The organism is Bradyrhizobium sp. AUGA SZCCT0283 (assembly GCF_018130385.1).
Lineage (GTDB): Bacteria > Pseudomonadota > Alphaproteobacteria > Rhizobiales > Xanthobacteraceae > Bradyrhizobium.
On record NZ_JAFCLU010000008.1, the window covers coordinates 177,061 to 203,112 of the forward strand.

Annotated in this window: 25 protein-coding genes; 15 read left to right on the forward strand and 10 right to left on the reverse strand. The window is 63.5% G+C overall.

Annotation, left to right across the window (positions count from 1 at the left end; all coding sequences use genetic code 11):
- Positions 1–21 precede the first annotated feature (21 nt).
- Positions 22–1,989 carry a methyl-accepting chemotaxis protein gene (locus tag JQ624_RS13895; RefSeq protein WP_212419450.1) on the reverse strand — a complete coding sequence of 656 codons (1,968 nt, stop codon included), beginning with the start codon at positions 1,987–1,989 and terminating at the stop codon, positions 22–24.
- Between the two features lie 207 nt (positions 1,990–2,196).
- On the opposite strand from JQ624_RS13895, the gene JQ624_RS13900 reads away from it, so the two are divergent.
- Positions 2,197–2,352: a Thivi_2564 family membrane protein gene (locus JQ624_RS13900; protein ID WP_212419451.1), complete on the forward strand. Its 156-nt coding sequence runs from the start codon at positions 2,197–2,199 to the stop codon at positions 2,350–2,352.
- Between the two features lie 66 nt (positions 2,353–2,418).
- On the opposite strand, the gene JQ624_RS13905 is transcribed toward JQ624_RS13900, so the two are convergent.
- From JQ624_RS13905 to cysD, 4 genes are all read right to left on the reverse strand, one after another.
- Complete coding sequence (locus tag JQ624_RS13905) at positions 2,419–2,619, reverse strand: CsbD family protein (protein ID WP_212419452.1); 201 nt, start codon at positions 2,617–2,619, stop codon at positions 2,419–2,421.
- 76 nt (positions 2,620–2,695) lie between these two features.
- Positions 2,696–4,858 (reverse strand): malate synthase G, encoded by a 2,163-nt coding sequence (locus JQ624_RS13910; protein ID WP_212419453.1) that lies wholly within the window; start codon positions 4,856–4,858, stop codon positions 2,696–2,698.
- A gap of 133 nt (positions 4,859–4,991) precedes the next feature.
- Positions 4,992–6,929 (reverse strand): adenylyl-sulfate kinase, encoded by a 1,938-nt coding sequence (gene cysC / locus JQ624_RS13915; protein WP_212419454.1) that lies wholly within the window; start codon positions 6,927–6,929, stop codon positions 4,992–4,994.
- A gap of 24 nt (positions 6,930–6,953) precedes the next feature.
- Positions 6,954–7,748 (reverse strand): sulfate adenylyltransferase subunit CysD, encoded by a 795-nt coding sequence (gene cysD / locus JQ624_RS13920; RefSeq protein WP_212419554.1) that lies wholly within the window; start codon positions 7,746–7,748, stop codon positions 6,954–6,956.
- A 253-nt stretch (positions 7,749–8,001) separates the two neighbouring features.
- On the opposite strand from cysD, the gene cysG reads away from it, so the two are divergent.
- The 12 genes from cysG (at position 8,002) to JQ624_RS13980 (ending at position 19,404) form a co-directional block, all read left to right on the forward strand.
- Positions 8,002–9,438, forward strand: a complete 1,437-nt coding sequence (gene cysG / locus JQ624_RS13925; RefSeq protein ID WP_212419455.1) for a siroheme synthase CysG — start codon at positions 8,002–8,004, stop codon at positions 9,436–9,438.
- Entirely contained in the window at positions 9,435–9,746 is a 312-nt protein-coding gene (locus JQ624_RS13930; RefSeq protein ID WP_212419456.1) for a DUF2849 domain-containing protein, read from the forward strand. The genes cysG and JQ624_RS13930 overlap by 4 nt, the downstream gene beginning before the upstream one ends.
- A 25-nt stretch (positions 9,747–9,771) precedes the next feature.
- Positions 9,772–11,427 (forward strand): nitrite/sulfite reductase, encoded by a 1,656-nt coding sequence (locus JQ624_RS13935; RefSeq protein WP_212419457.1) that lies wholly within the window; start codon positions 9,772–9,774, stop codon positions 11,425–11,427.
- Positions 11,414–11,929, forward strand: coding sequence for a DUF934 domain-containing protein (locus tag JQ624_RS13940; RefSeq protein WP_212419458.1), 516 nt, complete (start codon positions 11,414–11,416; stop codon positions 11,927–11,929). Before JQ624_RS13935 ends, JQ624_RS13940 begins: the two co-directional genes overlap by 14 nt.
- A 5-nt stretch (positions 11,930–11,934) precedes the next feature.
- Positions 11,935–12,657 (forward strand): phosphoadenylyl-sulfate reductase, encoded by a 723-nt coding sequence (locus JQ624_RS13945; RefSeq protein WP_312014418.1) that lies wholly within the window; start codon positions 11,935–11,937, stop codon positions 12,655–12,657.
- A gap of 138 nt (positions 12,658–12,795) precedes the next feature.
- Positions 12,796–13,785, forward strand: coding sequence for a sulfate ABC transporter substrate-binding protein (locus tag JQ624_RS13950; protein ID WP_212419460.1), 990 nt, complete (start codon positions 12,796–12,798; stop codon positions 13,783–13,785).
- Positions 13,786–13,854: 69 nt separating this feature from the next.
- A complete protein-coding gene (gene cysT / locus JQ624_RS13955; protein ID WP_212419555.1) occupies positions 13,855–14,661 on the forward strand; it encodes a sulfate ABC transporter permease subunit CysT in 807 nt (268 codons plus the stop codon).
- 10 nt (positions 14,662–14,671) lie between these two features.
- Positions 14,672–15,646 carry a sulfate ABC transporter permease subunit CysW gene (gene cysW / locus JQ624_RS13960; RefSeq protein WP_212419461.1) on the forward strand — a complete coding sequence of 325 codons (975 nt, stop codon included), beginning with the start codon at positions 14,672–14,674 and terminating at the stop codon, positions 15,644–15,646.
- Positions 15,636–16,685, forward strand: a complete 1,050-nt coding sequence (locus JQ624_RS13965) for a sulfate/molybdate ABC transporter ATP-binding protein (protein ID WP_212419462.1) — start codon at positions 15,636–15,638, stop codon at positions 16,683–16,685. The genes cysW and JQ624_RS13965 overlap by 11 nt, the downstream gene beginning before the upstream one ends.
- Positions 16,686–16,800: 115 nt before the next feature.
- On the forward strand, positions 16,801–17,298 hold the full coding sequence (locus JQ624_RS13970; RefSeq protein WP_212419463.1) for a CAP domain-containing protein: 498 nt from the start codon (positions 16,801–16,803) through the stop codon (positions 17,296–17,298).
- A gap of 136 nt (positions 17,299–17,434) precedes the next feature.
- Positions 17,435–18,610: a patatin-like phospholipase family protein gene (locus JQ624_RS13975; RefSeq protein WP_212419464.1), complete on the forward strand. Its 1,176-nt coding sequence runs from the start codon at positions 17,435–17,437 to the stop codon at positions 18,608–18,610.
- Between the two features lie 5 nt (positions 18,611–18,615).
- Entirely contained in the window at positions 18,616–19,404 is a 789-nt protein-coding gene (locus tag JQ624_RS13980) for a 3-hydroxybutyrate dehydrogenase (RefSeq protein ID WP_212419465.1), read from the forward strand.
- A 25-nt stretch (positions 19,405–19,429) separates the two neighbouring features.
- Here the strand turns inward: JQ624_RS13980 and JQ624_RS13985 are convergent, their stop codons facing one another.
- Both JQ624_RS13985 and JQ624_RS13990 read right to left on the reverse strand, forming a co-directional pair.
- Positions 19,430–20,260 (reverse strand): sulfite exporter TauE/SafE family protein, encoded by an 831-nt coding sequence (locus tag JQ624_RS13985; protein WP_212419556.1) that lies wholly within the window; start codon positions 20,258–20,260, stop codon positions 19,430–19,432.
- Positions 20,261–20,477: 217 nt separating this feature from the next.
- Positions 20,478–21,842, reverse strand: a complete 1,365-nt coding sequence (locus tag JQ624_RS13990) for a polysaccharide biosynthesis C-terminal domain-containing protein (RefSeq protein ID WP_212419557.1) — start codon at positions 21,840–21,842, stop codon at positions 20,478–20,480.
- Between the two features lie 252 nt (positions 21,843–22,094).
- On the opposite strand from JQ624_RS13990, the gene JQ624_RS13995 reads away from it, so the two are divergent.
- The gene (locus JQ624_RS13995) at positions 22,095–22,346 is read left to right on the forward strand and encodes a hypothetical protein (RefSeq protein WP_212419466.1); all 252 of its coding nucleotides are present in this window, start codon (positions 22,095–22,097) and stop codon (positions 22,344–22,346) included.
- Between the two features lie 161 nt (positions 22,347–22,507).
- On the opposite strand, the gene JQ624_RS14000 is transcribed toward JQ624_RS13995, so the two are convergent.
- The gene (locus tag JQ624_RS14000) at positions 22,508–23,344 is read right to left on the reverse strand and encodes a protein-disulfide reductase DsbD domain-containing protein (RefSeq protein WP_212419467.1); all 837 of its coding nucleotides are present in this window, start codon (positions 23,342–23,344) and stop codon (positions 22,508–22,510) included.
- A 136-nt stretch (positions 23,345–23,480) separates the two neighbouring features.
- Here JQ624_RS14000 and JQ624_RS14005 point away from each other — a divergent pair, with 136 nt between their 5' ends.
- Positions 23,481–24,131: a YqgE/AlgH family protein gene (locus tag JQ624_RS14005; protein ID WP_212419468.1), complete on the forward strand. Its 651-nt coding sequence runs from the start codon at positions 23,481–23,483 to the stop codon at positions 24,129–24,131.
- A gap of 147 nt (positions 24,132–24,278) precedes the next feature.
- Here the strand turns inward: JQ624_RS14005 and JQ624_RS14010 are convergent, their stop codons facing one another.
- The gene (locus tag JQ624_RS14010; protein ID WP_212419469.1) at positions 24,279–25,166 is read right to left on the reverse strand and encodes a TauD/TfdA family dioxygenase; all 888 of its coding nucleotides are present in this window, start codon (positions 25,164–25,166) and stop codon (positions 24,279–24,281) included.
- Positions 25,167–25,265: 99 nt separating this feature from the next.
- Positions 25,266–26,045 carry an SDR family NAD(P)-dependent oxidoreductase gene (locus JQ624_RS14015; protein ID WP_212419470.1) on the reverse strand — a complete coding sequence of 260 codons (780 nt, stop codon included), beginning with the start codon at positions 26,043–26,045 and terminating at the stop codon, positions 25,266–25,268.
- Positions 26,046–26,052 lie beyond the last annotated feature (7 nt).

Genomic DNA, 26,052 nt, shown 5'->3' on the forward strand with positions numbered 1-26,052 from the left:
GGCATGACGCGTGGAGGGGAATTACGCCGCGCGGATCTTGCCGAGGAAATCGGTGACCTGATTGCCCAGTTGCTGGCTCTGCGTCTCCAGCGTCTGCGAAGCGTGCTTCACATCCTCGGCGGCGGCGGCTGCGTCCGCATCGGCCTTCACGCCGGTGATGTTGTCGGACACGTTCTTGGTGCCCTGCGCGGCGAATTGCGTCGAGCGCGTGATCTCTTGCGTCGCGGCGCCCTGTTGCTGCACGGCGGCGGCAATCGCGGTCGCGACCTCGTTGACCTCGCCGATGATGCTGCCGATGCCCTTGATGGCGTCGATGGCCTCGCCCGCTACCCGCTGGATGTCGGAGATCTGCTCGGAGATTTCCTCGGTCGCCTTCGCGGTCTGGCTCGCCAGCGATTTGACTTCGGAGGCGACCACCGCGAAGCCGCGGCCGGCCTCGCCGGCGCGCGTGGCCTCGATGGTGGCGTTGAGCGCCAGCAGGTTGGTCTGCGCGGCGATGGTGTTGATCAGGCCGACGACTTCGCCGATCCGCCCGGCCGATTGGGCGAGCCCCTGGACGGTGCCGTCGGTGTCACGCGCCTGGCCGACCGCGCGGCTGGCGATGCCGGCGGCGTGCGCCGCCTGCTGGCTGATGTCGTTGATCGAGGCGCTGAGCTCTTCGGAAGCCGCGGCTACCGTCTCGACGCTCATCGAGGCCTCGCCGGATGCCTTGCCGGCGACCTGGACGCGCTCGTTGGTCTGGCGCGAAATTGTCGACAGGCCGGCCGAGGTGGTCCGCATCTGGCCCGAAGCGTCACCGAGCTGGCTGAGCGTCTGGCGCACGATGCTCTCGAACTCGCCGACATAGCTCTCGATCGCCTGCTGCCACGCCATGGCGCCGGCGTTGCGCCCGGCCGCGACCTTCAGCATGGCGTCGCGCATATTGTGCAGCGGCTTGATGGCGCGGCGGGTGACGATTGTCATGGCGCCGAACGCGAGCGCCAGCGCGCCGGCCAGCAGCGTGAGCTGCATCACCAGCGAACGCTGGGCAGTGGAGCGCAGATGTGCGGCGTGATCCTTAGCGGCGTCGAGGGCTGCTTCGGCCACGGTGACGGCGGCGCCGAGACGCCCGACCGTGACCGGGGTCCACTGGTTGGCGGTCAGTTCCGGCTTCTCGCCGGCTGCGATCTGCGTCAGCAACCGGTCGCGCAGGCTGAGATATTGCGGCTCGAAATAGGCGGTCTTGGTCGCGGCGATCGCGCTCGAGATCGCCGGCGGCAGCTGCATTCCCGACGCCGTCGACTCGAGCGCGGTCCATGTCGCCTCGATGCCGCCGGTGAATTTCGTATAGGCGAGCTTCGCCTCCGGCGCGACCTTCCCGGTGTTGAGCCCGATCGAGACGATCAGCGACGCTTCGCCGGCGGTGTTGCGCAACAGCCAGGCGATCTGCTTGATCGCGAGCAACTGGTCGATCGTTGCGTCCTGATGATTGACGGCGGTGGCCAGCGTCCCGGACAACTTCTCCAGCGCCTCCAGCATGGCGTTGGAGGCAGTCATGTACTCCTTGGCCAGTTCAGGACGGCGCTGTGCCTTCGGCTTGGCTACGGCTTCCCAGAACTCCTTCTGCAGCGTGGTCATCGTTTTGAACAGGCGGTCGAACTCGGGCACCAGCGTCTGCTGCTGGGCGAATTCCAGGCCGCCGAGCAGGGCGAGCGCGTTGCCCATCGCCGGCATTTCGGTGTCGCGGATGTTGCGCAGGTATTTCTCGATATCGGCTTCCATCGGCGCGTCGGAATTCAGCAGCCGGGTGGTCGTGGAGCGGTCGGTGCGCAGATTGTGCATCGCCTTGAACATGTTCGCCGAGGCATCGGCGATGACAGCGATGCGGCTCGCCGCCTGCAAGCGGCCCCAGGAGTCCCAGGCATTGAGCGAAAATCCAACCACCACGCTGAAGGAGGTGACGAGGATGACGATCTTCAGCAGCGCGGATACGGTCAGACGATTCAACATGGATGCTCCCCCGAGGCTCGCGGGCCATTTGGCGGGAAAGCGGTAAATAGTTAGACAGCGCTATTGCCGTATAAATACTAGGATCGTTGAAATGATTGCGGTTTTCCGAGCGATTTAAGGTTCCGCCAACGGGAACCCGATGCGCTCATTCACGTTAACAAAACACTGCCAGCGCATTTTTCGGCAAATGCCGAGGGGGGACCCCGCATGCTCGTCAGCGTACTCATCACGTTCCTGGTCATTATCCTCGTTCTCTATCTCATCAACCTGCTGCCGCTCGACGGCCGCGCCAAGCAGATTGCCCGCGTCGTCGTGATCATCCTCGGCGTGATCTCGCTGTTGAAATACATCGCCGTCATCTAGCGCCGACCTGCCAAAGCAAAAAAGCCCCGGCACATGCCGGGGCTTTTGATGCTCGGAAAACGCGACCTACTTCAAGCTCCCGAACCAGTCGTCCACGTCCTTGCGGATCTGGTCCTTGGCAAAGCCGTAGCGCTGCTGCAGCTTGCCCTCGAGTTGTTCGCGGCGGCCCTCGATCACGTCGAGATCGTCATCGGTGAGCTTGCCCCATTTTTCCTTGGCGGCGCCCTTGAACTGCTTCCAGTTCCCTTCAACCCTGTTCCAATCCATCGCTGTCTCCTTCCATGTGGGGATGTCCAACAACGGACGGAGAGCTTAAGCGTTCCTGCGGCATCGTGACCGCTGATCAGCCTGCCGCCTTCGCCTCGCGGCGGCGCGCGGTGAGGATGTACTCGGTGTAGCCGTTCGGCTGCTCGCGGCCCTTGAAGATGAGATCGCAGGCGGCCTGGAAGGCGACGCCGTCGAACGAAGGCGCCATCGGCTTGTAGAGCGGGTCGCCGGCGTTCTGCTTGTCGACCACGACCGCCATCCGCTTCAGCGATTCCATCACCTGGTCCTTGCTGACGACGCCATGCGCCAGCCAGTTCGCCAGATGCTGGCTGGAAATGCGCAACGTCGCACGGTCTTCCATCAGGCCGACGTCATGGATGTCGGGCACCTTGGAGCAGCCGACGCCCTGGTCGATCCAGCGCACGACATAGCCGAGAATGCCCTGGCAGTTGTTGTCGATCTCCTGCTTCACGTCATCAGGCGCCCAGTTCGATTGCGACACCGGAATGGTGAGGATGTCGGAGAGTTTTGCGCGCTGGCCGCCCTTGGCGAGTTCCTGCTGCCGGGCCTGCACGTTGACCTGGTGATAATGCAGCGCATGCAGCGTGGCGGCGGTCGGCGACGGCACCCATGCCGTGGTGGCGCCGGCCTGCGGGTGGCCGAGCTTCTGGGTGAGCATGTCGGCCATCTTGTCTGGTGCGGCCCACATGCCCTTGCCGATCTGGGCATGGCCGGGCAGGCCGTCGATCAGGCCCATGTCGACGTTCCAGTCCTCATAGGACTTGATCCAGGGCTGCGCCTTCATGTCGTTCTTGCGGATCATCGGGCCCGCTTCCATCGAGGTATGGATTTCGTCGCCGGTGCGGTCGAGGAAGCCGGTGTTGATGAAGCAGATGCGCTTCGACGCGTTCTGGATGCAGGCCTTGAGGTTGACCGTGGTGCGGCGCTCCTCATCCATGATGCCGACCTTCATGGTGTTCTCGGGTAGTCCGAGCAGTTTTTCGACATCGCCGAACAGTTCGCAGGTGAGCGCGACCTCGTCGGGGCCGTGCATCTTCGGCTTGACGATGTAGACCGAGCCGGTCCGGCTGTTCCTGACTTTCGAATAGCCCTTGAGATCATGGATCGCGAGCAGGCCGGTCACCGCGGCATCGAGCAGGCCTTCCGGAATTTCCTCACCCCTCTCGTCAAGCACGGCGTCGGTGAACATGTGATGGCCGACATTGCGCATCAGCAATAGCGCGCGGCCGTGCAGCGTGAGCTGCTTGCCATCGGGCGTTTTGTACACGCGATCGGGGTGGAGCGCACGCTCGAGCGCCTTGCCACCCTTCTCGAAATCGGCAACCAACGTGCCGTTCATCAGGCCGAGCGTGTTGCGATAGACCAGAACCTTGTCCTCGGCATCGACAGCGGCGACGGAGTCTTCCATGTCGAGAATGGTGGAGACCGCCGATTCCAGGATCATGTCCGCGACGCCGGCCGGATCGTCCTTGCCGATGAAGTGGCTGCGGTCGATCTTGACCTCGACATGCATGCTGTTGTTGACCAGCAGGATTGCAGAAGGCTGCGCGGCATCGCCCTGGAAGCCTGCGAACTGGGCCGCCGTCTTCAGCGCGGTGGCGTTGCCGCTCTTGAGCTTCACGGCGAGCTGGCCGGCGATGACGCTGTACGACGTCACGTCGGTGTGGCTGCCGGTCGCGAGCGGCACGGCGGCATCGAGGAAGGCTTTTGCCTTGGCGATCACCTTGTCGCCCCGCGCCTTGTTGAAGCCGCGGCCAGCCTCGCTCGGATCATGCGGGATCGCGTCGGTGCCGTAGAAGGCGTCATAGAGCGAGCCCCAGCGCGCGTTCGCCGCGTTCAGCGCGTAGCGGGCATTGGTCAGGGGCACGACGAGCTGCGGTCCGCAGATCTTGCCGATTTCCTCATCGACATTTGATGTCTCAACCCTCTGCGTGGCCGGCTCCGGCAAGAGATAGCCGATCTCCTTGAGGAAGGCCGTATAGGCGTTCATGTCGAACGGCTTGCCCTTGTTGGCGCGGTGCCAGCCGTCGATCCTGGCCTGCAGCGCATCGCGGAAGGCGAGCAACTCGCGGTTTTTCGGCCCTAATTTTTTGATGATAGCGGCGACACCGGCCCAGAATGCATCGGGCGAAATCCCGGTTTTGGGGGCCGCCTCCTTGGCGATGAAATCGAACAGGACAGGGGCGATCTTCAATCCGTGGGCATCGACACGATTCATGATGGGCTTTCTCGGTAGAAATTGGCGTTGAAAGGCTGTTTTCTGGCGAAAAGCAGCAAAAAACGCGCCAAAAGGGCAGCGTTGGCCGCCCTTTTAGCCCTAAAGCCGGGTCGATGAGAAGTGCCTAAAAGGCCTAGATGTTAGCTGCCAGATCGACCAGTTCGTCGAACAGAATACCGGTCTCCGCCAGCATCCGCTCGATCTCGTCAGTTGCGTCCGAAACCGTTCGGGCCGAGGTGTCGATGCTGAGCTCCGCGCGGGCCGGCGGCTGGTAATCATTGCCGATCCCGGTGAACGCCTGCAGCGTGCCGGCGCGCGCCTTGGCGTAATGGCCCTTGGGGTCGCGGCTCTCGCAGATCTCGGCCGGCGTTGCGACATAGATCTCGCGGAACGTCGTGTCGGCGATGCGGCGGGCAGCGGCACGATCGTCCGCCGAGGGTGAAACCGCGGCGACGACGGCAATGTGTCCGTTGCGCGCCAGATGGGTCGCGACTTCCGCAAGCCTGCGGATATTTTCGGTGCGGTCCTGCGCGGAGAAACCGAGATCGCCGTTGAGGCCCGCGCGCAGCGTGTCGCCGTCGAGCAGGATCGGCGAGCCGCCGCGTGAGAACAGCCGGCGCTCCAGTGCGCGGGCGAGCGTCGATTTTCCGGAGCCCGGCAAACCTGTCAGCCAGATCACCGCGCCGTTGTGGCGGTAGCGCGCCGAGCGCTCTTCGGGGCGAAGTGCGGATTCGACCGGCACGATGTCGATCGGGACCGCACGCTGTCCGGCATCGACCGACAGCACGAGGCCGCCACCGGCGATGCGGCCGTTGACCTCGATCACCAGCCGTCCGGTGCGCGGATTTTCCTGATAGGGGTCGGCCGCGATCGGCTGCGCCAGCGAGATGTCGATTTCGCCGACATGATTGCGCGCGATCGCCTTGGTTTCCTCGTTGGAGAGCTCGCCGGGGTCGACGGCCTTTTCGATCGCGACCACGCTGGCGCGCGATTCCCGCGTTCCGAGGCGGATCAGGATCTGGTCGCCCTTCGACAGCGGCTTGTCGTGCAGCCAGAAAATGCGGGCGCGAATGCGCCGCGTATCGCGCGGGGTCGCGCCGGCGTGCGCGATGACGTCGCCGCGTTCGATGAACAATTCACGATCTAGCGTGATACCGACCGAGCGTCCGGCGCCATGGCTGCCCGTGAGCGGCGTCACTGGCCAGCTCTCGACGGTCTTGATCTTTGCGATCTTGCCGGCAGGCATGATGACGATTTCGTCGCCGGCGCTCAGATGTCCGGACTCGATACGGCCCGCAACGATGCGGCGGTCGTCGAATTTGTAGATCGCCTGCACGGGCAGGCGCAGTGCCAGTTGCTCCAGCGGCCGCGCCGGTTCGAGCGCGTCGAGCGCCTCGACCACGGTCGGTCCCTGATACCAGCCGATCCGCGGCGTGTGTTCGGCGACGCCGTCGCCATCGCGCGCGGAAATCGGAATCACGGCCGACGGCGTCACGCCGAGGCCGGTCAGATGCGCGGAAATCTCGTCGCTGATCTCCTTGAAGCGATCAGCACTGAAATCGACGCGGTCCATCTTGTTGACGACGATGGCGACCTGCTTGATGCCGAGCAGATGCAACAGATAGCCGTGCCGCCTGGTCTGGTCGCGCACGCCTTCCAGCGCGTCGATGATCAGCACCGCGCCGTCGGCCTGCGAGGCGCCGGTGATCATGTTGCGGAGGAATTCGGCGTGGCCGGGCGCGTCGATCAGCACGACGTCGCGCGAGCGGGTGCGGAAGCGGATTTGCGTGGTGTCGATGGTGATGCCCTGGTCGCGCTCGGTCTGCAGCGCGTCGAGCAGGAACGACCATTCGAACGGCATGCCGCGCCGCGCGCTGACCGCTTTCAGCATCTCCAGCTTGCCTTCGGGCAGGCTGCCGGTCTCGTGCAGCAGGCGGCCGACCAAGGTGGATTTGCCGTGGTCGACATGGCCGACGATGACGATGCGGACCTGCGGTCGCGTCGTGCCATTTGGCATCGACGTGGTGCCGTTCGGCGTGGCCGAGACGCTTGCGGGGAGGATCATGTTCATAGCGACGCTCACACCAAATGTCCGTTAGAGATAGCCGGCGACGCGCAGCCGCTCGAAAGCATCTTCGGTTTCGTGATCGAGCGCGCGGCCGGCGCGCTCCGGCACCTTGGTGCCGTCGAGCTCGGTCAGGATTTCATCGATGCTGGAGGCGGTGGAAGCCACCGGATTGGTGATGTCCTGATCGCCCAGCGAGCGATAGCGCTTGCCGTCCTTCGAGAGATAGAGCGGGATGATCGGAATGTTCTCGCGCTTGGTGTAGGCCCAGATGTCGGCTTCGGTCCAATGCAGGATCGGATGGATGCGCAGATGCGCGCCGGGCGGTGGCGAAGCGTTGAACTGGTCCCAGAATTCCGGGGGCTGGTCGCGCACATCCCAGCCGCCTTCGAGCCCGCGCGGCGAGAACACGCGCTCCTTGGCACGGGTCGCCTCTTCATCCCTGCGGATGCCGGCGATCAAGCCGTCGAAACCATATTTGGTCAGCGCCCACTTCAGCCCTTCGGTCTTGCGGGCGGCGGAACGTGCAGCCGGCGGCAGGGTCGGATCGACGGCGTCGATCGGCGGGCAGGGCTCGATCTTGAGATCGAGCTCCCACTCCTCGCCGAAGCGATCGCGGAACGCATACATCTCCGGAAATTTCTTGCCGGTGTCGACATGCAATGCCGGAAACGGCACGCGGCCGAAGAAGGCCTTGCGCGCCAGCCAGATCATCACGTTGGAATCTTTCCCCAGCGACCACAGCAGCGCGAGCTTCTTCAATCGCGCGAACGCCTCGCGCAGAATGTAGATGCTCTGCGCCTCGAGCTCGTCGAGATGGTCCATCGAGGGCGGCAGTAGTCGTCCATCGGCGAAAATTTGTGGGACGGCGGAGCCATTAGTGAGGTCGGCGCCACGCAGCCGGTCTTTGGCGGAGTCGGGGTTGAGAAGATGCATCTCTGGGCCTTGGCCTTGGGGGGCGAAAATTCTATAGTTGCGATGCAATAGAGAAGAAATAATTTTCTCTTTGCGGGCGTTGAACGACACATATATAGAAAATAATTCCAGTCAACCCCGAAGTGGGGGAAGCGAGTTTCGCATGCGATTTCTGCCCGTGTTTCTCGATCTGCAAAGCGGCGTGGTGCTGCTCGTCGGAGCCGGCGAACTCGTGCGCGCGAAATTGCGCTTGCTGGCGTCAGCCGGGGCAAACATCCGCTGGTTTACGACCGACGGCAGTCATGACGTTTCGGGGCTTGATGCGGCGCATGCGGCCCGGATCGAACGCGCCACCGGCGATCCGCTCACTTCCGATCTGTCCGGCGTGATTGCGGTGCTCTGCGCTGGCGCCGGCGACATCGGCGTTGCGATGTCGGCGCGCGCGAAGGCGGTCGGGCTGCCCGTCAATGTGATGGACGATCTCGCGCATTCCACTTTCATCTTTCCCGCGATCGTCGATCGTGGCGACGTGGTTGTTGCCGTCGGCACCGGCGGCGCGTCGCCGGTGGTCGCGCGCCGCGTGCGCGAGCGCGTCGAAGCGGTGCTGCCGGCGCGCATCGGCGATCTCGCCGCCTTCATCGGCAGCTTTCGCAAATCAATGCATGCGCGCATTCCGGAATTCCCGTTGCGCCGCCGCTTCTGGGAGCGCGTGATCGATGGCCCGATCGGCGCGCTGGTGCTCGCCGGCCGCAAGGACGAGGCTGAAAAAGCGCTGAACGAAATCGCCGATCCCGCAGCGTTCGCCGGCGCGAACCAGGACGGCAAGGCCGAGGGCAGGGTGACGCTGGTCGGCGCCGGACCGGGCGATCCGGATCTGCTCACCATCAAGGCGCTGCGCGCGCTGCAGGATGCCGACGTCGTTTTCTACGACGAACTGGTATCGCCGGAAATTCTCGATCGCATCCGTCGCGACGCCTCGCGCATTCCGGTCGGCCGTCGCGTCGGCAAGCCCGGCGTCGGCCAGGATGCGATCCACAAACTGCTGATTGAGGCAGCGAAATCCGGTCAGCGCGCGGTGCGGCTGAAGGGCGGCGATCCCTTCATCTTCGGCCGCGGCGGCGAGGAAATCGAAGCGTTGCGCGCAGCCGGCGTCGCCTATTCGGTGGTGCCGGGCATTACCGCAGGGCTCGGCGCCGCCGCGCAATTCGAGGCGCCGCTGACCTTTAGGCACGAGGCGCTGCGCATCACTTTCCTGACTGCGCACAAGGCAAAGGATGCCGAGACCGTTGACTGGTCGGTGCTGACAGACAGGAAAATGACCATCGTGGTCTATATGGGCATGACCGCGGCGCCATCGGTGCGCGCGGGCCTGCTTGCCGCCGGCCGGTTACCGCAAACACCCGTCGGCGTGTTCGCGCGGGTGACGCGGCCGGATGCGCAGGCCGTAGTCGGGACGCTCGAAAATCTTCCCGCGCTGGTCGAAAAAATCGATGGCGGTCCCGCCATCCTCATCATCGGCGACGTCGTCGCGCATTCCGCGCCGTGGCGACAGGCCAACCTCAATCAAGTCATCTCCAAACTGCTGGATGCTGCCGAATGACCTCTCCGCTTCAACAAAAAATCAAGATCACCGGTCCCTCGATGGTTACCGCCAACCGCACCTCGGATGGCATCGTGATCTATCGCACCGCGCAGCAGGGCTGGTCGGCAAGCTTGTCGGACGCTGCGGTCGTGCGCACCTCCGATGAGGCGCGGGCGCTGCTGGCCGAAGCCAATGCCGACGACGTCGGCGCGGTCGGCGCCTATATCGCGCCGGTCGAGCTCAAGGACAGTGGCGAGATCAAACCCGGCAATTTGCGCGAACGCATCCGGTCGAAGGGTCTCACCATCGACCTGCTTCCGGCCTAAACCGACCCATCAAGGCTGATCCATCATGTACGCTTATGACGAACTCGATCGCACGCTGATCAATGAACGCGTGTCCGAATTCCGCGACCAGGTGAAGCGCCGTCTCTCCGGCGAGCTCACCGAGGACGAATTCAAGATGCTGCGGCTGCAGAACGGCGTCTATCTGCAACTGCACGCCTATATGTTCCGCGTCGCCATTCCCTACGGCACGCTGTCGTCGAAGCAGTTGCGGACGCTTGCCCATGTCGCGCGGCGCTACGACCGCGGCTATGGCCATTTCACCACCCGGCAGAACATCCAGTACAACTGGATCAAGCTCTCCGAACTGCCGGATGCGCTGGCCGATCTTGCCGAAGTCGGCATCCACGCCATGCAGACCTCCGGCAACAACATGCGCAACGTTACCTCGGACCAGTGGGCGGGCGTCGCGCCGGGCGAGATCGAGGATCCCCGCATCTGGTCGGAGATCCTGCGGCAGCACACCACGCTGCATCCGGAATTCTCGTTCCTGCCACGCAAGTTCAAGATCGCGATCACGGCCTCCGACCACGACCGCGCCGCAATCAAGATCCACGACATCGGCTTGCGTCTGTACCGGAATGCGGAAGGCGAGACCGGATTCGAGGTGCTGGTCGGCGGCGGGCTTGGCCGCACGCCGTTCATCGCCAAGACCATCAAGCCGTTCGTGTCGCGCCGCGATATCCTCAGCTATGTCGAGGCAATCCTGCGAGTCTATAACCAGTACGGCCGCCGCGACAACATCTACAAGGCCCGCATCAAGATCCTGGTGCACGAGCTCGGCATCGAGAAGTTCGCAGCCGAAGTCGAGGAGGAGTGGGAGCATATTCGCGACAGCGCGCTGACGCTGGAGGATTCCGTGATCGAGGAAATCCGTTCGCGCTTCTCCTATCCGGCCTATGACAAGCTGCCGCACATGCCGGAAGAGCTGAAGAAGACGGCGCATGATCCGCATTTCGAGGCCTGGCGCCGCAACTCGGTGTTCACGCACAAGGTGCAGGGCTATTCGATCGTGACGTTGTCGCTGAAGCCGGTAGGCGGCCCTCCGGGCGATGCCACTGCCGACCAGATGGACGCGGTCGCCGATCTCGCCGACAAATATTCCTTCGGCGAGATTCGTGTAGGCCACGAGCAGAACCTGGTGCTGCCGCACGTCGCCAAGCGCGATCTGCCCGCGCTGTGGAAGGCGCTCGACAAGATCGGCCTCGCGACGCCGAACATCAATCTGGTCTCCGACATCATTGCTTGTCCGGGGCTGGATTACTGCTCGCTTGCCAATGCACGCTCGATCCCGATCGCGCAGGAACTGACGCGCCGCTTCGCCAATCACGAGACGGCGAACATGATCGGCCGCCTGCACATCAACATTTCCGGCTGCATCAATGCCTGCGGACATCACCATGTCGGCCACATCGGCATTCTCGGCGTCGAGAAGAACGGCGAGGAATTCTACCAGATCACCATCGGCGGCCGCGCCGACGAGAACGCCCAGATGGGCACGCTGATCGGACCGGCGGTACCCTACGGCGACGTCGCCGACGTGATCGAGGACATTGTCGAAGCCTATCTTGCCTTGCGCGCGCGCCCTGACGAATTGTTCGTCGATACGGTGAAGCGGCTCGGCGTCGAACCATTCAGGGAGCGGGTCTATGCCACTCGTTAAAGACGGAAAAATTGCAGCCGACCTGTTCGTCCATGTGTTCGACGGCGCCGAACTGCCGGGCGATGGCGCGATCCTGGTGCCGGCGGCGCGGTTTCTCGAGGATCCGCAAGCCTTGCTGGCCCGCGCCGGCAAGCTCGGCGTGATCTGGCCGAACAATCGCGACATCGACGATCTCGTGCCGTATCTCGACCGGCTGGCGGCGGTGGCACTGGTGTTTCCGTCGTTCCGCGACGGCCGCGCCTACAGCCAGGCGCGGCTCCTGCGCGAGCGGTACGGGTTCGAAGGCGAACTGCGCGCCACCGGGCAGGTGTTGCGCGATCAGTTCGTGTTCATGCTGCGCGCGGGCTTCGACGCCTTCGAGGTGAAGAAGGACAGTGACGCGGCGGCGTTTGCGGCCACCACCAAACGCTATTCGGTGTTCTACCAGCCGACCGGCGACGGCCGGGTCACCGCGCTCAATCGGCGCATGCAGTTGCGTCATTCGGAGAGTGCCGGCCAGTGAGCACGATCGTACAGCACGGCCCCGCCGCAAATGCGGCGATCCTTCATTCGGCGCAGACGCTCGACCATGCCCTGCGCGACGCTTCGCCGGCGCATGTCATTGAAACCGCGCTCAGGACCGTCGGCCGCGAACAGCTTGCACTGGTGTCGTCGTTCGGCACGGAATCGGCGGCGCTGCTCAAGGTGATGGCGGACGTCGATCCCGCGATTCCCGTGATCTTCCTCGACACCGGATGGCTGTTCGAGGAGACGCTCGCCTATCGCGACACGCTGATTGCTACGCTCGGCCTTCGCGACGTTCGCTCGATCAAGCCGCTGGAAGAGGCGCTCTCACGCCAGGATCCCGATCGCGAACTATGGTTTTCCGATCCCGAAGCCTGCTGCCGTATCCGCAAGGTGGAACCGCTGGCGCGGGCGCTCAAGCCGTTCTCGGCCTGGATCAACGGACGCAAGCGTTTTCAGGGTGGCGCGCGCGCCGAGATTCCCGTCGTTGAGGACGACGGCGCGAAGTTGAAATTTAATCCGTTCGCCAAGGTGTCGCGCGAAGAGATCGAGGCGATCTACAATCTCGCCAAATTGCCGCCGCATCCGCTGGTCGCCTCCGGCTATCTGTCGGTCGGGTGCATGCCGTGTTCGAGCCGGACCGCGCCGGACGAGGATGCGCGTGCCGGTCGCTGGCGCGGCAGACCCAAGACGGAATGCGGCATTCACACCACGAAAACTTCTTAAGCGGCCGGATTTCATAGGACATTGAAGCTGCGGAACCGCAAACAATGAAATGCGGTTTCGTTGACTAAGCGGCCTTTCGTCGCGACTTATACGTTCGTGTTTGATGATATGCTTGATCAAGCCGAATGGAGATCAACGATGATCCGTCGCATTCTGCCGCTCGTCGCGGGACTGCTCTGGGCGAGCTCGGCCTTCGCTGCCGACTATACCCTGCTCAACGTGTCCTACGATCCGACGCGCGAGCTCTACGCCGATTTCAACAAGGCGTTTGTCGCGGCCTATCAGAAAGAGACCGGCAAGAGCATCGAGATCAAGCAATCGCATGGCGGCTCGGGCTCGCAGGCGCGCGCGGTGATCGACGGCCTGCAAGCCGACATCGTCACGCTGGCGCTGGCCTATGACATCGACGCCATCGCCGCCAAGGGGCTGGTGGCGCCGGATTGGCAGAAGCGCCTGTCGCTGAATGCGTCGCCCTATACGTCGACGATCGTGTTCCTGGTGCGCAAGGGCAATCCCAAGGCCATCAAGGATTGGGACGATCTGATCAAGCCCGGCGTGCAGGTGATTACGCCGAACCCGAAGACCTCGGGCGGCGCGCGCTGGAATTATTTGGCGGCGTGGGGCTTTGCGGAAAAGAAATTCGGTTCCGCCGACAAGGCGAAGAAGTTCGTCGGCGATCTCTTCAGGAACGTGCCGGTGCTCGACACCGGCGCGCGCGGCTCGACGGTGACATTCGTTGAGCGCGGCGTCGGCGACGTGCTGCTGGCGTGGGAGAACGAGGCGTTCCTCGCGCAGCGCGAGTTCGGCAAGGACAAGTTCGAGATCGTTGCGCCGCCATTGTCGATTCTCGCCGAGCCGCCGATCGCGGTCGTCGACAAGGTTGCCGATAAGAAACGCACGCGCGCGGTCGCCGAGGCCTACCTTAAGTATTGGTATACCAAGGAAGGTCAGGAAATTGCCGCACGGAATTCATACCGTCCGCGCGATTCCGAAATCGCGAGGGAGTACGAAAAATCGTTCGCCAAGGTCGAACTTTTCACGATCGATGACGTTTTTGGTGGTTGGACCAAGGCGCAGAAGGATCACTTCGGCGAAGGCGGCATTTTCGACCAGATTTACAAGAATTGATCTGGCCAACGGGCAGCCATAGCGGAAGCAGGGGGATTTGTGAGCACAGCGGTCGCGCGGCAAAGCAGCTTGCCGGGGGTCGGTCTCACCATGGGACTGACCCTGACATGGCTCTCCGTTATCATCCTCATTCCGCTTGCCGGTCTCTTTCTCAAGACGCTCGAGCTCTCGCCCGGACAGTTCTGGGAAATTCTCACCAGCCGCCGCACGCTGAATGCGCTGAAGATTTCGTTCGGCCTCTCCTTTGCGGCGGCCTGCGTCAATCTGGTGATGGGGACGATCATCGTGTGGGCGCTGGTGCGGTACCGTTTTCCGGGCCGGCGGCTGTTCGACGCCATCGTCGACATTCCCTTCGCGCTGCCGACCGCGGTGGCGGGCGTGGCGCTGACGCAATTGTTCGCGCAGAAGGGTTGGCTCGGTGCGCCGCTCGCCGAGCTCGGCATCAAGGTGGCGTTCACGCCGATCGGAATTTTCATTGCGATGGTCTTCATCGGTATTCCGTTCGTGGTGCGGACGGTGCAGCCGGTGCTGATCGATCTCGATCCTGAAATCGAGGAGGCGGCCGCGAGCCTCGGCGCCAACCGCTGGCACACGGTGTTCCGGGTGATCCTGCCGAGCCTGATCCCGGCGCTGCTGACCGGCTTTGCGCTGGCGTTCGCGCGCGCGGTCGGCGAGTACGGCTCGGTGATCTTCATCGCCGGCAATCTGCCGAACGTGTCGGAGATCGCGCCGCTCCTGATCGTGATCCGGTTGTCCGAATTTCGTTATGCCGATGCGACGGCGATCGCCGTCATCATGCTGCTGGCTTCGTTCCTGATCATCCTTGTCGTCAATCGCCTGCAACGCTGGGCGCAAACCCGCATTCCCGCGCATTGAGGGCCGGTCGATGTCGACGCAATCAAGCTTTGTCACTCCGGCGACGCCGCTAAGGGCCTACGCGTCGACGGCGGACCTTGCGATCTCGCCGCCGTCGCACCGCGAGGCGAGCGACCGGGCGCGCGTGGTTGCTTCGCCGAAGGACCTGCGGACCGAGCCCGCACCCGTCCGCTTCGTCATCATCGCGCTTGCCGTCAGCTTCCTCACTGTCTTTGTCGTGCTGCCGCTGGTCGTGGTGTTCGCATCGGCCTTTTCGAAAGGCATCAGCGCCTATTTTGCCGCACTGGCCGAGCCGGAGGCGCTGTCGGCGATCAGGTTGACGCTGCTGGTTGCGGCGATCTCGGTCACGCTTAACCTTGTGTTCGGCGTTGTCGCCGCCTGGGCAATCGCGAAATTCGAATTCCGCGGCAAGACCTTCCTGATCACACTGATCGACCTGCCGTTCTCGGTCAGCCCGGTCATTTCGGGCCTCGTCTTCGTGCTCCTGTTCGGCGCCCAGGGTTATTGGGGCACGTGGCTGCAGGCGAACAATATCCATATCCTGTTCGCGGTGCCGGGCATTGCGCTCGCGACCATCTTCGTGACGTTTCCGTTCGTCGCCCGTTCGCTCATCCCCTTGATGCAGGAGCAGGGCACGCAGGAGGAAGAGGCGGCGATCTCGCTGGGAGCGTCAGGCCTGCAGACTTTCTTCCGCGTCACTCTGCCCAATATCAAATGGGGCCTGTTGTATGGCGTACTGCTGTGCAACGCGCGCGCCATGGGCGAGTTCGGCGCAGTGTCGGTGGTGTCGGGCCATATCCGCGGCGAAACCAACACCATGCCGCTGCTGGTCGAAATTCTCTATAATGAGTATCAATTCGTGGCGTCGTTTGCGATAGCTTCGCTCCTGGCGATGCTGGCTTTGATCACGCTGGTCGTGAAGACCGTTCTCGAACAGCGTCTGGACGAAGGACAAACCCCAAGGGACGATCCAAGTGACCATTGAAGTCAAAAACATCGTCAAGAAGTTCGGCGCGTTTACAGCCCTCGACAATGTCGATCTGAAGGTCGGCAAGGGCGAATTGCTGGCGCTGCTTGGTCCATCCGGTTCGGGCAAGACGACCCTGTTGCGGATCATTGCAGGCCTCGACTGGCCCGACGCCGGCGAGGTGCGGATCGACGGCGAGGATGCGCTGGGCCACGGCGCCAGCGAGCGCCATGTCGGATTCGTGTTCCAGCACTACGCGCTGTTCCGCCACATGACGGTGTTCGAAAACGTTGCCTTTGGCCTGCGCGTGCAGCCGCGCGCCATCCGCAAGGACGAGGCCACGATCCGCGCCCGCGTCAAGGAATTGCTCGATCTCGTGCAGCTCGACTGGCTGGCCAATCGCTATCCCAGCCAGTTGTCCGGCGGCCAGCGGCAGCGCATCGCGCTGGCGCGCGCACTCGCGATCGAGCCGCGCATCCTGCTGCTCGACGAGCCGTTCGGCGCGCTCGACGCCAAGGTGCGGAAAGAGCTGCGGCAATGGCTGCGCTCGCTGCATTCCGAGATCCACGTCACCTCGATCTTCGTCACCCACGACCAGGAAGAGGCGCTCGAAGTCGCCAACCGCGTGGTGGTAATGGACAAGGGCCGGATCGAGCAGATCGGCACGCCCGGCGATGTCTATGACAATCCCGCCACCGCCTTCGTGCACGGCTTCATCGGCGAGTCGATTGTGCTGCCGGTGGAAGTTACCGGCGGCTCGGTGCGGCTTGGCGGCCGGCCGCTCAACATCGCCGCCGGTGGCGCGGCCTCCGGCGCCTCCAAGCTGTTCGTCCGCCGCCATGACATGCAGATCGGGCCGGCCGGAACCGGCTCGCTGGAGGGCGCGGTGCGCCATGTCCGCTCGTTCGGCCCGATCCAGCGGGCGGAAATCGCGCTCTCGGGCGGCGAGGGCAAGACCGTGATCGAGATCGACGCCCCCCGGGACCGGGAACTCCAGGCCGGCGAGATCATCGGCCTGCAGCCCCGCCGCTACCGGATCTTTGCCGCCCAGGATTGATCTCGTAGCCCCATAGCAACCCCACGAAATCCGCCCCCGTTCACCATTCAGCCACGGTTGGTATGCAACAACGGCCGCGTCCAGCCTTTTGCGGATTCTTCGGGGGATTCTTTCAGTGAAACGGACGACTACCGCGATTATCGGGCTCTTGCTGCTTGCCGGCTGTTCGGCAGACGTCAAAATCCCGGATCAGCCGGCCATGTATCTCGACATGGCGCAACCCGGCGCCACACTCGATCCGGTCGCGGCGGCGATCATGATTTCGCAATATCGCCAGAACAACGGCCTTGGCTCCGTGGTGGTCGATCCCGAGTTGATCAAGCTCGCCGAGCAGCAGTCCCAGGCAATGGCGGCGCGCAACAAGATGGACCACAATGTGAAGGGTCCGCTGGACAAGCGGCTGGGGGCCTCCGGCTATCCGGCGACGCTCGCTGTCGAAAATGTATCGGCCGGATACCACACCCTGGCGGAGGCCTTCTCCGGCTGGCGCGACTCGCCGCCGCACAAGGCCAACATGCTCAAGAACGGTGTCACAAAATTGGGCATCGCGGCGACTTATGCTCCAAACACCAAATACAAGGTGTTCTGGACGCTCATCCTTGCGTCAACCTGAAGCAGGTCCGGTTACGGGCTTCGATGCCTCACAAGGCGGTAAACTCGGCGTGATCCTTGCTTCGATCTCGCCGATTGACGCCGTCGCGAACTGCCGCCACGGTGCCGGCCTCTTTGCCCACTGATTGACGGTCACGATGGATCATTCAAACCCCGCGCCCGCAACCACACCTGCCAAAGCGCAGCGCGTGCTGGTGCTGCAAGGCGGCGGCGCGCTCGGCTCCTATCAGGCCGGCGCCTTTCAGGCGCTGTGTCGCGCAGGCTTCGAACCGGAATGGATCGCGGGCATTTCGATCGGCGCCATCAACGCCGCGATCATTGCGGGCAACGAAGGCGAGAAGCGGGTCGACCGGTTGAAAGAATTCTGGGAGATGGTGTCGTCTCCGGTGCGGTGGAATCCCGTCACAAATGGCGACCGCGCGCGCTCGCTGTTCAACGAAACCAGCGCCGCCCTGATTGCGACCTTCGGCGTGCCCGGCTTCTTTACGCCGCGCATTCCGCCCGCGCCCTTGTGGCCGCCCGGCAGCCCGCAATCGCAGAGCTATTACGACACCGCGCCCTTGAAGAAGACGCTGGAGCGGCTGGTTGACTTCGATCGCATCAACGACCTGAAGACGCGGCTCAGCGTCGGCGCGGTCGGCGTGACCTCGGGCAATTTCAGATATTTCGACAATTTCGAGTTCAGGAAACTCGGCAAGAAGATCGGGCCGGAGCACATCATGGCCTCCGGCGCGCTGCCGCCCGGCTTTCCCTCCGTCGAGATCGAAGGCGAGCATTACTGGGACGGCGGCATCGCCTCCAACACCCCGCTCGATCACGTGCTGGGCGAGGAGACCCAGCGCGATCTCCTGATCTTCCAGGTCGACCTGTTCAGCGCGCGCGGGGAATTGCCGACGTCGCTGCTGGAGGCCGCCGAGCGGGAAAAGGACATCCGTTTTTCCAGCCGCACCCGCATGAGTACCGACAAGAACAAGCAGGTGCACAACACGCGAAAGGCGTTGCGGGAGCTGCTCGCAAAACTGCCCGATTACCTCAAGAATGATCCGTCGGTGGAAGTCCTCTGCAGCGCGGCCACGGAAAACACCGTCACCGTGGTGCACCTGATCTACAAGAGCAAGAACTACGAAACTTCGTCCAAAGACTACGACTTTTCGCATGTCGCCATGATCGAGCACTGGAACGCGGGCGTCCGCGACGTTCATCAGTCGATGCGTCACAAGGACGTGCTGGAGCGTCCGCAATCCGGCGAGACCATGATGGCCTACGATATGACGGGGGATGTTTCCAAGGGCCCCGGAGCCAAGCAGGAGTGAATAGAATGGGTACGTTAAAAGGAAAGACTGCCGTCGTGACCGGCTCGACCAGCGGCATCGGATTGGCTTACGCGCGCGCGTTCGCCGCCGCCGGCGCCAATGTCGTCCTCAACGGCATGGGCGTGCCGGCCGATATCGAGCGGGAGCGTTCCGGCATCGAAACCGATTTTAGGGTACGGGCCGTGCATTCGCCCGCCGACATGACCAAGCCCGCCGAGATCGCCGACATGGTCGCGCTCGGCGAGAAGACCTTCGGTTCGGTCGACATCCTCGTCAACAATGCCGGCATCCAGTTCGTGTCGCCGATCGAGGAGTTTCCGATCGAGAAATGGGACGCGATCATTGCGATCAATTTGTCGTCGGCATTCCATGCCATTCGCGCCGCGGTGCCCGGCATGAAGAAACGCGGCTGGGGCCGCATCATCAACACGGCTTCCGCCCATTCGCTGGTCGCTTCGCCGTTCAAGTCGGCCTATGTCTCGGCCAAGCACGGCATCGCCGGCCTCACCAAGACGGTGGCGCTGGAGCTTGCGACCTTCAAGATCACCTGCAACTGCATTAGTCCCGGTTACGTCTGGACCCCGCTGGTGGAGAAGCAGATTCCCGACACCATGAAGGCGCGCAACATGACCAAGGAGCAGGTCATCAACGATGTGCTGCTGGAGGCGCAGCCGACCAAGGAATTTGTGACCTCGGAGCAGGTCGCGGCGTTAGCGCTGTTCCTGTGCGGCGACGATGCCGCCCAGATCACCGGCGCCAATCTGTCGATCGACGGTGGTTGGACCGCGGCATAGCAATTGCGGGCAGCGCCGGGAGCGCCTAACGGGCGGCGCTCCCGGCTACGGCCGCGATGCTCTCCGTCGACAGGTACAATTCATTGAAGCCAAGCTTGCCAGCGACCAGAATCAGAACGGTGGCCAGCAGCAGCCTGAGCACCATCTCCGGCACGCGAACCGCCCAGTAACTGCCGATCACGATGCCGGGCAGCGAGCCTATCAGCAGCACTCCCATGAGCGCCCAATCGACCGAACCCAGCGCCCAATGGCCGATGCCGGCGACCAGCGTCAGCGGCACCGCGTGCGCAATGTCGGAGCCGACGATGGTCGCCATCGGCAGGCGCGGATAGAGCAGCAAGAGCGCGGTGACGCCGACGGCGCCGGCGCCCACGGACGATATCGAGACCAGCACACCGAGCGCAACGCCGACCAGCACGGTCCCGCGGCCGGTCATCGAGACATCGAGCCGTTCCATGCGCCGGCGGTATCGATCCATGATCGCCTTGCGGAAGATCAACGACGTCGCCGTGAGGATGAGCGCAAAGCACAGCACCAGATTGATCAGGCTGCGCGCGGAATCCCCCTTGAGTTCGAGCTGCCACAGCACAAGCAGGGTGACGAGGCTTGCCGGGATGCTGCCGCTGGCGAGCCGGATCACCGCCGGCCAGTGGATACTGCGGGCCCAGCCATGCACCAGGCTGCCGCCGGTCTTGGTCGCCGCGGCGTAAAGCAGGTCGGTGCCGACAGCGGTCGACGGGTGAACGCCGAACAGCAGGATCAGCAACGGCGTCATCAGCGAGCCGCCGCCGACGCCTGTCATCCCGACCAGCAGGCCGACCCCGAAACCCGAGGCAACGTAGAGCGGATCCATCATTTCCGGGCGCAAGTTCCATTTCGCATGTGCGAGTATATATCAACGCAGGGAATAAACGTCCTATCGATGGCAGGCGATCGGATGAAATAAGAATATTTCATGCGCGCTTTGTATGCTGATGGTCATTTTCCCCAATTTGCCGGTGCAGGGCGAAAGCGGTGTCCTGCTACGTCGATGGTGGCAGCCGTCTGAGGGAAACCGGACTGGCCGCTGGGCTCTAGGAGCCGCGCTTGCCGAACGCCAGCACGTGCAGTCCGAGCCGCCGGCGCACGATCCAGAACAGCAGCACCGTCTCGAACGCCAGCGAGATCGAGGTTGCAGCCGCAGCACCATGGCCACCGAAGCGCGGCACCAGCATCACGCACAGCACGACGTTCATGACAAACGCCAGCGCATAGGCCAGCGCGCAGATGTGCTGGTGGCCGAGCATGTTGAGCAGCCTCTCGACCGGGCCGATGGCGGAGCGCACGACGAGGCCAACAGCGGCAATGAACATGATGTCGTAGCCGACCACGAATTGCGGTCCGAACAGCCACAGCAGCGGCTTGCCCAGCGCCAGCAGCAGGATGGTGGCGGCCAGCGACGGCCAGAACGTCCACTGGATCGCGTGCGCCACATAGGCCGACAGCCGTGGCTTGTCGCCTTGCGCGTGATATTCGGCAAAGCGATGCGCCGTCGTCGCCGCCATCGCATAGTGAATGAAGGAGACCAGCGCCAGCGTCTTCACGACAGCGAAATAGACACCGACTTCTTCGGAGGAGCGGAACTGCTGCAGCACCAGCACGTCGGTGTAGGACAACAGCAGATAAAAGCTTTCCACCAGCAGGATCGGCAACGAGACCGCGAGCCAGCCGCGGAAATCATAGGCCTTGGGGCCAGGCTCGATGTGGCCGCCGAGCCTGCGGTTCAGCACGATCATCTGGCTGATCATCGCGATCCAGACCGCGGCGGCGCTGGCCCACATCGCGGCGGTGGCGCCGAGATTGAAGCCGAGCACGAAGGCGCCGGCGGTCAGGCCGATGATCAGCGACTGCCGCACGATGAATTGCGGCATCAGGCCAAGCCGCATCCAGTCATGCGAGCGGGCGATGCCGTCCTGGGTGTTGGCGACGACAAACGCCGGCAGCGTCAGGCAGCCGACATAGAGGGGAACAATCGCATTGCCGTCGATCCACGGCGACAATCCCTTCACCACGCCAGCCAGCAGCAGCGAGACGATGGAGGAGACGGCGAACGTGATCCAGCGGCTGCCGGAGAGGAAGCCGCGCAGCAGGGCGTGTTCTCCGCGCGTTCGATACTCCGGAATGATCTTCTGCGCGGATGCCGAGATGCCGAAATCCATCATGCTGCCGAGCAGCAGCACCCAGGTCCAGACATAGACGTAGACGCCGTAATCCGAGCCGCCCATCCAGCGCGCCAGCAGGATCTGCGAGAAATAGGCGAGCGCTGCGCTGAAGACGCGGATGATGAAGATGGTGCCGGCCAGCCGCTTTGTGACGGAGGCTTCATGGGAGCCGCCAAGCAGCGCACGCAGGCGCGTGATTACGCCGGCAAGCGAGGCGGTTGCGGATTGCGTATCCATCACGGCCACGAGGGTGCATCCCCGAAACGCGCCGCGAGGCGGCGGCAATGGTCGGATGTATCAACGATTCGTTAAGATTCGGTTGGATTGCGGGCTGGCGAGGCGCCGTTCCGGGCGGGGTAGATGATGCACCAAAAATTCCTGAAGTCATGGCCCGATGCGGAAGCCGGCGCCGCAATGCAGTTCGCGGGAACTTTTCCGAGCTTTTCCAACTTTTAGTTCCGGCCGCATTGTGCGGCCGGGAGGAGAAACATGAAACTGCTTGTTACCGCTATTACAGTCACTACTGCGCTGGCCCTCAGCCCGGCTTCCGCGAAGATGGCTTGCACGAGCGAAAACATGGCCAAGCTCGTCACGTCCAGCGCGGCTATGCCTGACACGCCTGGCAAGGCGGGGATGATGAAGGAGATGGGCGCGGCAAATGCCGCTATGGCGAAGGGCGATATGCGGGGGGCTTGCAAGAGCTATATGCGCGCCCAGCAAATGAGCGGTCAGAAAGGGTAGATATTATTCCTGAAGGAGAGCCGGCGTGGCCGGTTCTCCTCGGATCGCAAGCATTTCGCTGAACTGACCGGGAAATGCCCGCCAGCGTGAGCAGTGCTTCTTGCGCGCTGGCGGAAGCTGGGGCCGCTCGGCGATGGCTGCGCCCATACTGCCGGCGGACGTCAGTTCAAACTGACGTTGAACTCGTAGGCCCGGTCGCCGCTGACCAGCGTCAGTTTGAGCGCGGCGCCGTCGGGGCTGGCGCCGGGCGGCAGGCCGTCGAGTTCGAAGGTAAACCGTTTGACGCCGGGCGGGCTTTGCTCGACCAGTCTGGGAACCGGCAGCGCCCAGTCAGGCGTCGGCCCCTCGACGAACAGGCTGACCTCCTTGGCCTCGGGCGCGGTCACGTCGACCAGCACGTTGTTCTTTCCCTCGCGCTTGACGTCGCGGATGGTCAGCGGATTGGGGTCGCCGACATTGGCGGGCTTAGGCACGGTATTAAGCGCATCGGACAGCGTGCCGTCCTCGGTGCTTGCGACGCTCGCAAAAGCCAGTTCGGCATGGGCTTCGACCGGAATGCAGAGCTTGTCGCAGACGGCGTAACTGACGTGGGCGCGCAGCGTCACCGGCTTGTCGGCATTTTTGGCGACGATCCGCAACGGCAGCACGACCTGCTGCTTGTATCCCAGCGCGGTGCCGCCGGCGCCATCGTCGAATTTCTTCGGTGCCGGCCACAGCACGGTCACGGCTTCGACATTGTCCGATTTGGAGAAGTCGAAGCGCGGCGGAACGCCGGAATCGCCGGGCGTCCGCCAATAGGTTTTCCATCCCGGCTGCAACTGGATGGCAACGCCGCCGAGCAGCACCGTGCCGCTGCGCGATCCCGCCAGCAGCCGGACCGCGGAATGGGCGTCGCGTTGCCATGGCGACGCATCCTCGGCGCGAACCTCCGACGTCGTACACGCGACACATAAAGCGGCGACGCCGAGCGCGGCGCGTAGGGGAACCAGCACGATCATGGGACGTCTTTACAGGCAAGTTGCGGCGCAAACCATTGAATTGCGTGTGATCGGCCGCCGAATGATGCCGGAAGCTTGATTGACAGAAACCCAACCCGATATCAGGATATGCAATCAGCAAGAGAGGCCTTTACGGATGAGCCCTGAAGGCAAAACACCGAAGCCCGTTCGCCGCAAAGCCGCCGGCATTGGCGATAATTCGTCCAATGAGGGCTATCTGGACGGCCGGCTGCTGATCGCCATGCCGGTCATGGGTGACCCGCGCTTCGAGCGCTCCGTCATCTACATGTGCGCGCATTCGTCGGAAGGGGCGATGGGAATCATCGTCAACCGTCCGGCCGGCAGCATCGATTTTCCGGGATTGCTGGTGCAACTCGACATCATCCAGAAGGCCGACCAGATCAAGCTGCCGGAGAACGCCGAGACCATGCAGGTGCTGAAGGGTGGCCCGGTCGATACCGGCCGCGGCTTTGTGCTGCATTCGAGCGATTTCTTCATCCAGGATGCGACGCTGAATATCGACGACGGCATCTGCCTGACTGCGACGGTGGACATCCTCAAGGCGATCGCCAAGGGCACCGGGCCGAAGCACGCGATCCTGGCGCTCGGCTACGCCGGCTGGGCGCCGGGCCAACTCGAGAGCGAGATCCAGCACAATGGCTGGCTGCATTGCGACGCCGATCCGGATCTGGTCTTCGGCGACGACGTCGATGAAAAATACCAGCGCGCGCTGCGCAAGATCGGCATCGATCCCGGCATGCTGTCGAACGAGGCCGGGCACGCGTAGATCCGATTCGCAAGGGTGGGCAAAGCGACTTGTCCGCCGTAGCTCGTAGAGCGAAGGCGGAAGCGTGCCCATCATTCACGACAACGGTTTGGATGGATGGTGTGCACGGCGCAAGTGCGCCTTTACCCACCCTACAGCCTTCGCTCTCTACTCCGCCGCCTGCTGCTGCACCGTCGGCTCGGTGCCGGCTACCGTCGCCCGGCGCATGTCGCGGGGCTGCGACTGGTCGTAGCGCCGCACGCGGTGCATGGTCTGGCGGTTGTCCCACATCACGAGGTCATGCAACGTCCATTTATGGACGTGGACGAACTCCGGCTGCGTGGCGTGCTCGGTGAGATCGCGCAACAATAGCCGCGCTTCCGGCACGCTCATGCCCAGAATCGCGCCGGCATGCGATGACAGGTACAGCGACTTGCGGCGGTGCACCGGATGCGTCCGCACCAGGCGCTGCAGCACCGGCTTGAACATTTCCTTCTCTTCGCCCGAATAATCCAGGAAGCCGAGCGAGCCGCGCGAATACATCAGCGAATGCTCGCAGATCATGTCCTCGATCTCGGCCTTGGTGTCGTCGTCGAGCGCGTCATAGGCCGCGCGCATGTCGGCGAATTCGGTGTTGCCGCCCTTCGGGTTCACCACCCGCGCCGATAAAAGCGAAAATTTTGCCGGGATCGGCCGGAACGAGCTGTCGGAATGCCACAGGCAGTTTCCGAGATTGAACAGGTGGGTGCGGCTGTCGCGCGGCAGCGGCTTGCCGTCCTTGCCGAGGTTGGAAACGTCGTTCAGCCCCGTGGTCAGACGGTAGTCTTCCTTCTTGGTGATGGTGCCGCCCCGCGCCTTCTCGCGCTCGCCGAAATTCAGCGCAAAAGCCAGTTGCTGTTCGTCCGTGATGTCCTGGTTGCGGAACAGCAGCACGGCATATTTGTCCATGCCGGCTTCGATATCGGCCGCTTCCTGCGGCGTCAGGGGCTTGCGCAAGTCTACGCCGGAAACTTCGCCGAAAAAATGCGGATGAAGCTGCCGGATCGTGACCGTCATGGCGTCTCTCCTGAAAGCGGCGGGCGGTTTTGTCCCACTCCATTTGGAAGAAAAATTACTCTCCGACGTATCCAAGTCAACGCTGCGGACGCATGCCCGCTACGCGTTTCGAGCCATCAACCCGCCGTCGACGGGGATCACCGCACCGGTCAGGAAGGAGGCTGCCGGCAGGCACAGGCTCAGCGTCATGTGCGCCACCTCCTCCGGGTCGCCGTAGCGGCCGAGGGCGGTGCGGCGCCTGGCGTAGATTGCCTTGTGCTCGGCGGCGATCCGGGCGGTCATGCCCGTGAGGATCGGCCCCGGGCAGATGCAGTTCACCGTGATTCCGTCGCGGCCGAGTTCAACCGCCAGCGAGCGCGTCAGGCCGACCACGCCGGCCTTGGCGGCGGAGTAGGGGCTGTGCAATGCGGTGGCGCCGAGCGCCTCGGTGGAGGCGATGTTGACGATCCGCGGCGATTTCGATTTGCGCAGGTAAGGCAGTGCAGCGCGGATGATGCGCTGGTGCGCCGTCAGCATCACGGCCAGGCCTCTTGCCCATGCCTCGTCATAGCCGTCATCGTCGATCGCGACGCGCACGGAGATGCCGGCATTGTTGACGACAATATCGAGCCCGCCGAAATGCGCGGCGACATTGTCGACCACATCGTTGATGTTGTCGCGGTCGGCGACGTCGAGCGTCCAGGCTCTTGCCGAGCCGCCCCTTGATGCGATCTCGCCGGCGACGGCCCGCGTGGCTTCCGCGCTGATATCGGTGACGGCGACATTGGCCCCGTCGCTCGCGAACACCTCCGCCGTGGCGCGTCCCATGCCGCTGGCGGCGCCGGTGACGAGGACGGTCAGGCCTTTGACCGAGCGGCTGAGCTGCTTGAAATCTGACATGATGCGG

Bases quoted from the DNA above. Each gene is read 5' to 3' on its own strand.
- cysG (WP_212419455.1), top strand. From the start codon at position 8,002: ATGCGATTTCTGCCCGTGTTTCTCGATCTGCAAAGCGGCGTGGTGCTG.
- cysW (WP_212419461.1), top strand. From the start codon at position 14,672: ATGTCGACGCAATCAAGCTTTGTCACTCCGGCGACGCCGCTAAGGGCC.
- JQ624_RS13895 (WP_212419450.1), bottom strand. From the start codon at position 1,989: ATGTTGAATCGTCTGACCGTATCCGCGCTGCTGAAGATCGTCATCCTC.
- JQ624_RS14005 (WP_212419468.1), top strand. From the start codon at position 23,481: ATGAGCCCTGAAGGCAAAACACCGAAGCCCGTTCGCCGCAAAGCCGCC.
- JQ624_RS13990 (WP_212419557.1), bottom strand. From the start codon at position 21,842: ATGGATACGCAATCCGCAACCGCCTCGCTTGCCGGCGTAATCACGCGC.
- cysC (WP_212419454.1), bottom strand. From the start codon at position 6,929: ATGAACATGATCCTCCCCGCAAGCGTCTCGGCCACGCCGAACGGCACC.
- JQ624_RS13950 (WP_212419460.1), top strand. From the start codon at position 12,796: ATGATCCGTCGCATTCTGCCGCTCGTCGCGGGACTGCTCTGGGCGAGC.
- JQ624_RS13985 (WP_212419556.1), bottom strand. From the start codon at position 20,260: ATGATGGATCCGCTCTACGTTGCCTCGGGTTTCGGGGTCGGCCTGCTG.
- JQ624_RS13975 (WP_212419464.1), top strand. From the start codon at position 17,435: ATGGATCATTCAAACCCCGCGCCCGCAACCACACCTGCCAAAGCGCAG.
- JQ624_RS13910 (WP_212419453.1), bottom strand. From the start codon at position 4,858: ATGAATCGTGTCGATGCCCACGGATTGAAGATCGCCCCTGTCCTGTTC.
- JQ624_RS14015 (WP_212419470.1), bottom strand. From the start codon at position 26,045: ATGTCAGATTTCAAGCAGCTCAGCCGCTCGGTCAAAGGCCTGACCGTC.
- JQ624_RS14010 (WP_212419469.1), bottom strand. From the start codon at position 25,166: ATGACGGTCACGATCCGGCAGCTTCATCCGCATTTTTTCGGCGAAGTT.
- JQ624_RS14000 (WP_212419467.1), bottom strand. From the start codon at position 23,344: ATGATCGTGCTGGTTCCCCTACGCGCCGCGCTCGGCGTCGCCGCTTTA.
- JQ624_RS13980 (WP_212419465.1), top strand. From the start codon at position 18,616: ATGGGTACGTTAAAAGGAAAGACTGCCGTCGTGACCGGCTCGACCAGC.
- JQ624_RS13935 (WP_212419457.1), top strand. From the start codon at position 9,772: ATGTACGCTTATGACGAACTCGATCGCACGCTGATCAATGAACGCGTG.
- JQ624_RS13905 (WP_212419452.1), bottom strand. From the start codon at position 2,619: ATGGATTGGAACAGGGTTGAAGGGAACTGGAAGCAGTTCAAGGGCGCC.
- JQ624_RS13930 (WP_212419456.1), top strand. From the start codon at position 9,435: ATGACCTCTCCGCTTCAACAAAAAATCAAGATCACCGGTCCCTCGATG.
- JQ624_RS13995 (WP_212419466.1), top strand. From the start codon at position 22,095: ATGAAACTGCTTGTTACCGCTATTACAGTCACTACTGCGCTGGCCCTC.
- cysD (WP_212419554.1), bottom strand. From the start codon at position 7,748: ATGGACCATCTCGACGAGCTCGAGGCGCAGAGCATCTACATTCTGCGC.
- JQ624_RS13900 (WP_212419451.1), top strand. From the start codon at position 2,197: ATGCTCGTCAGCGTACTCATCACGTTCCTGGTCATTATCCTCGTTCTC.
- JQ624_RS13940 (WP_212419458.1), top strand. From the start codon at position 11,414: ATGCCACTCGTTAAAGACGGAAAAATTGCAGCCGACCTGTTCGTCCAT.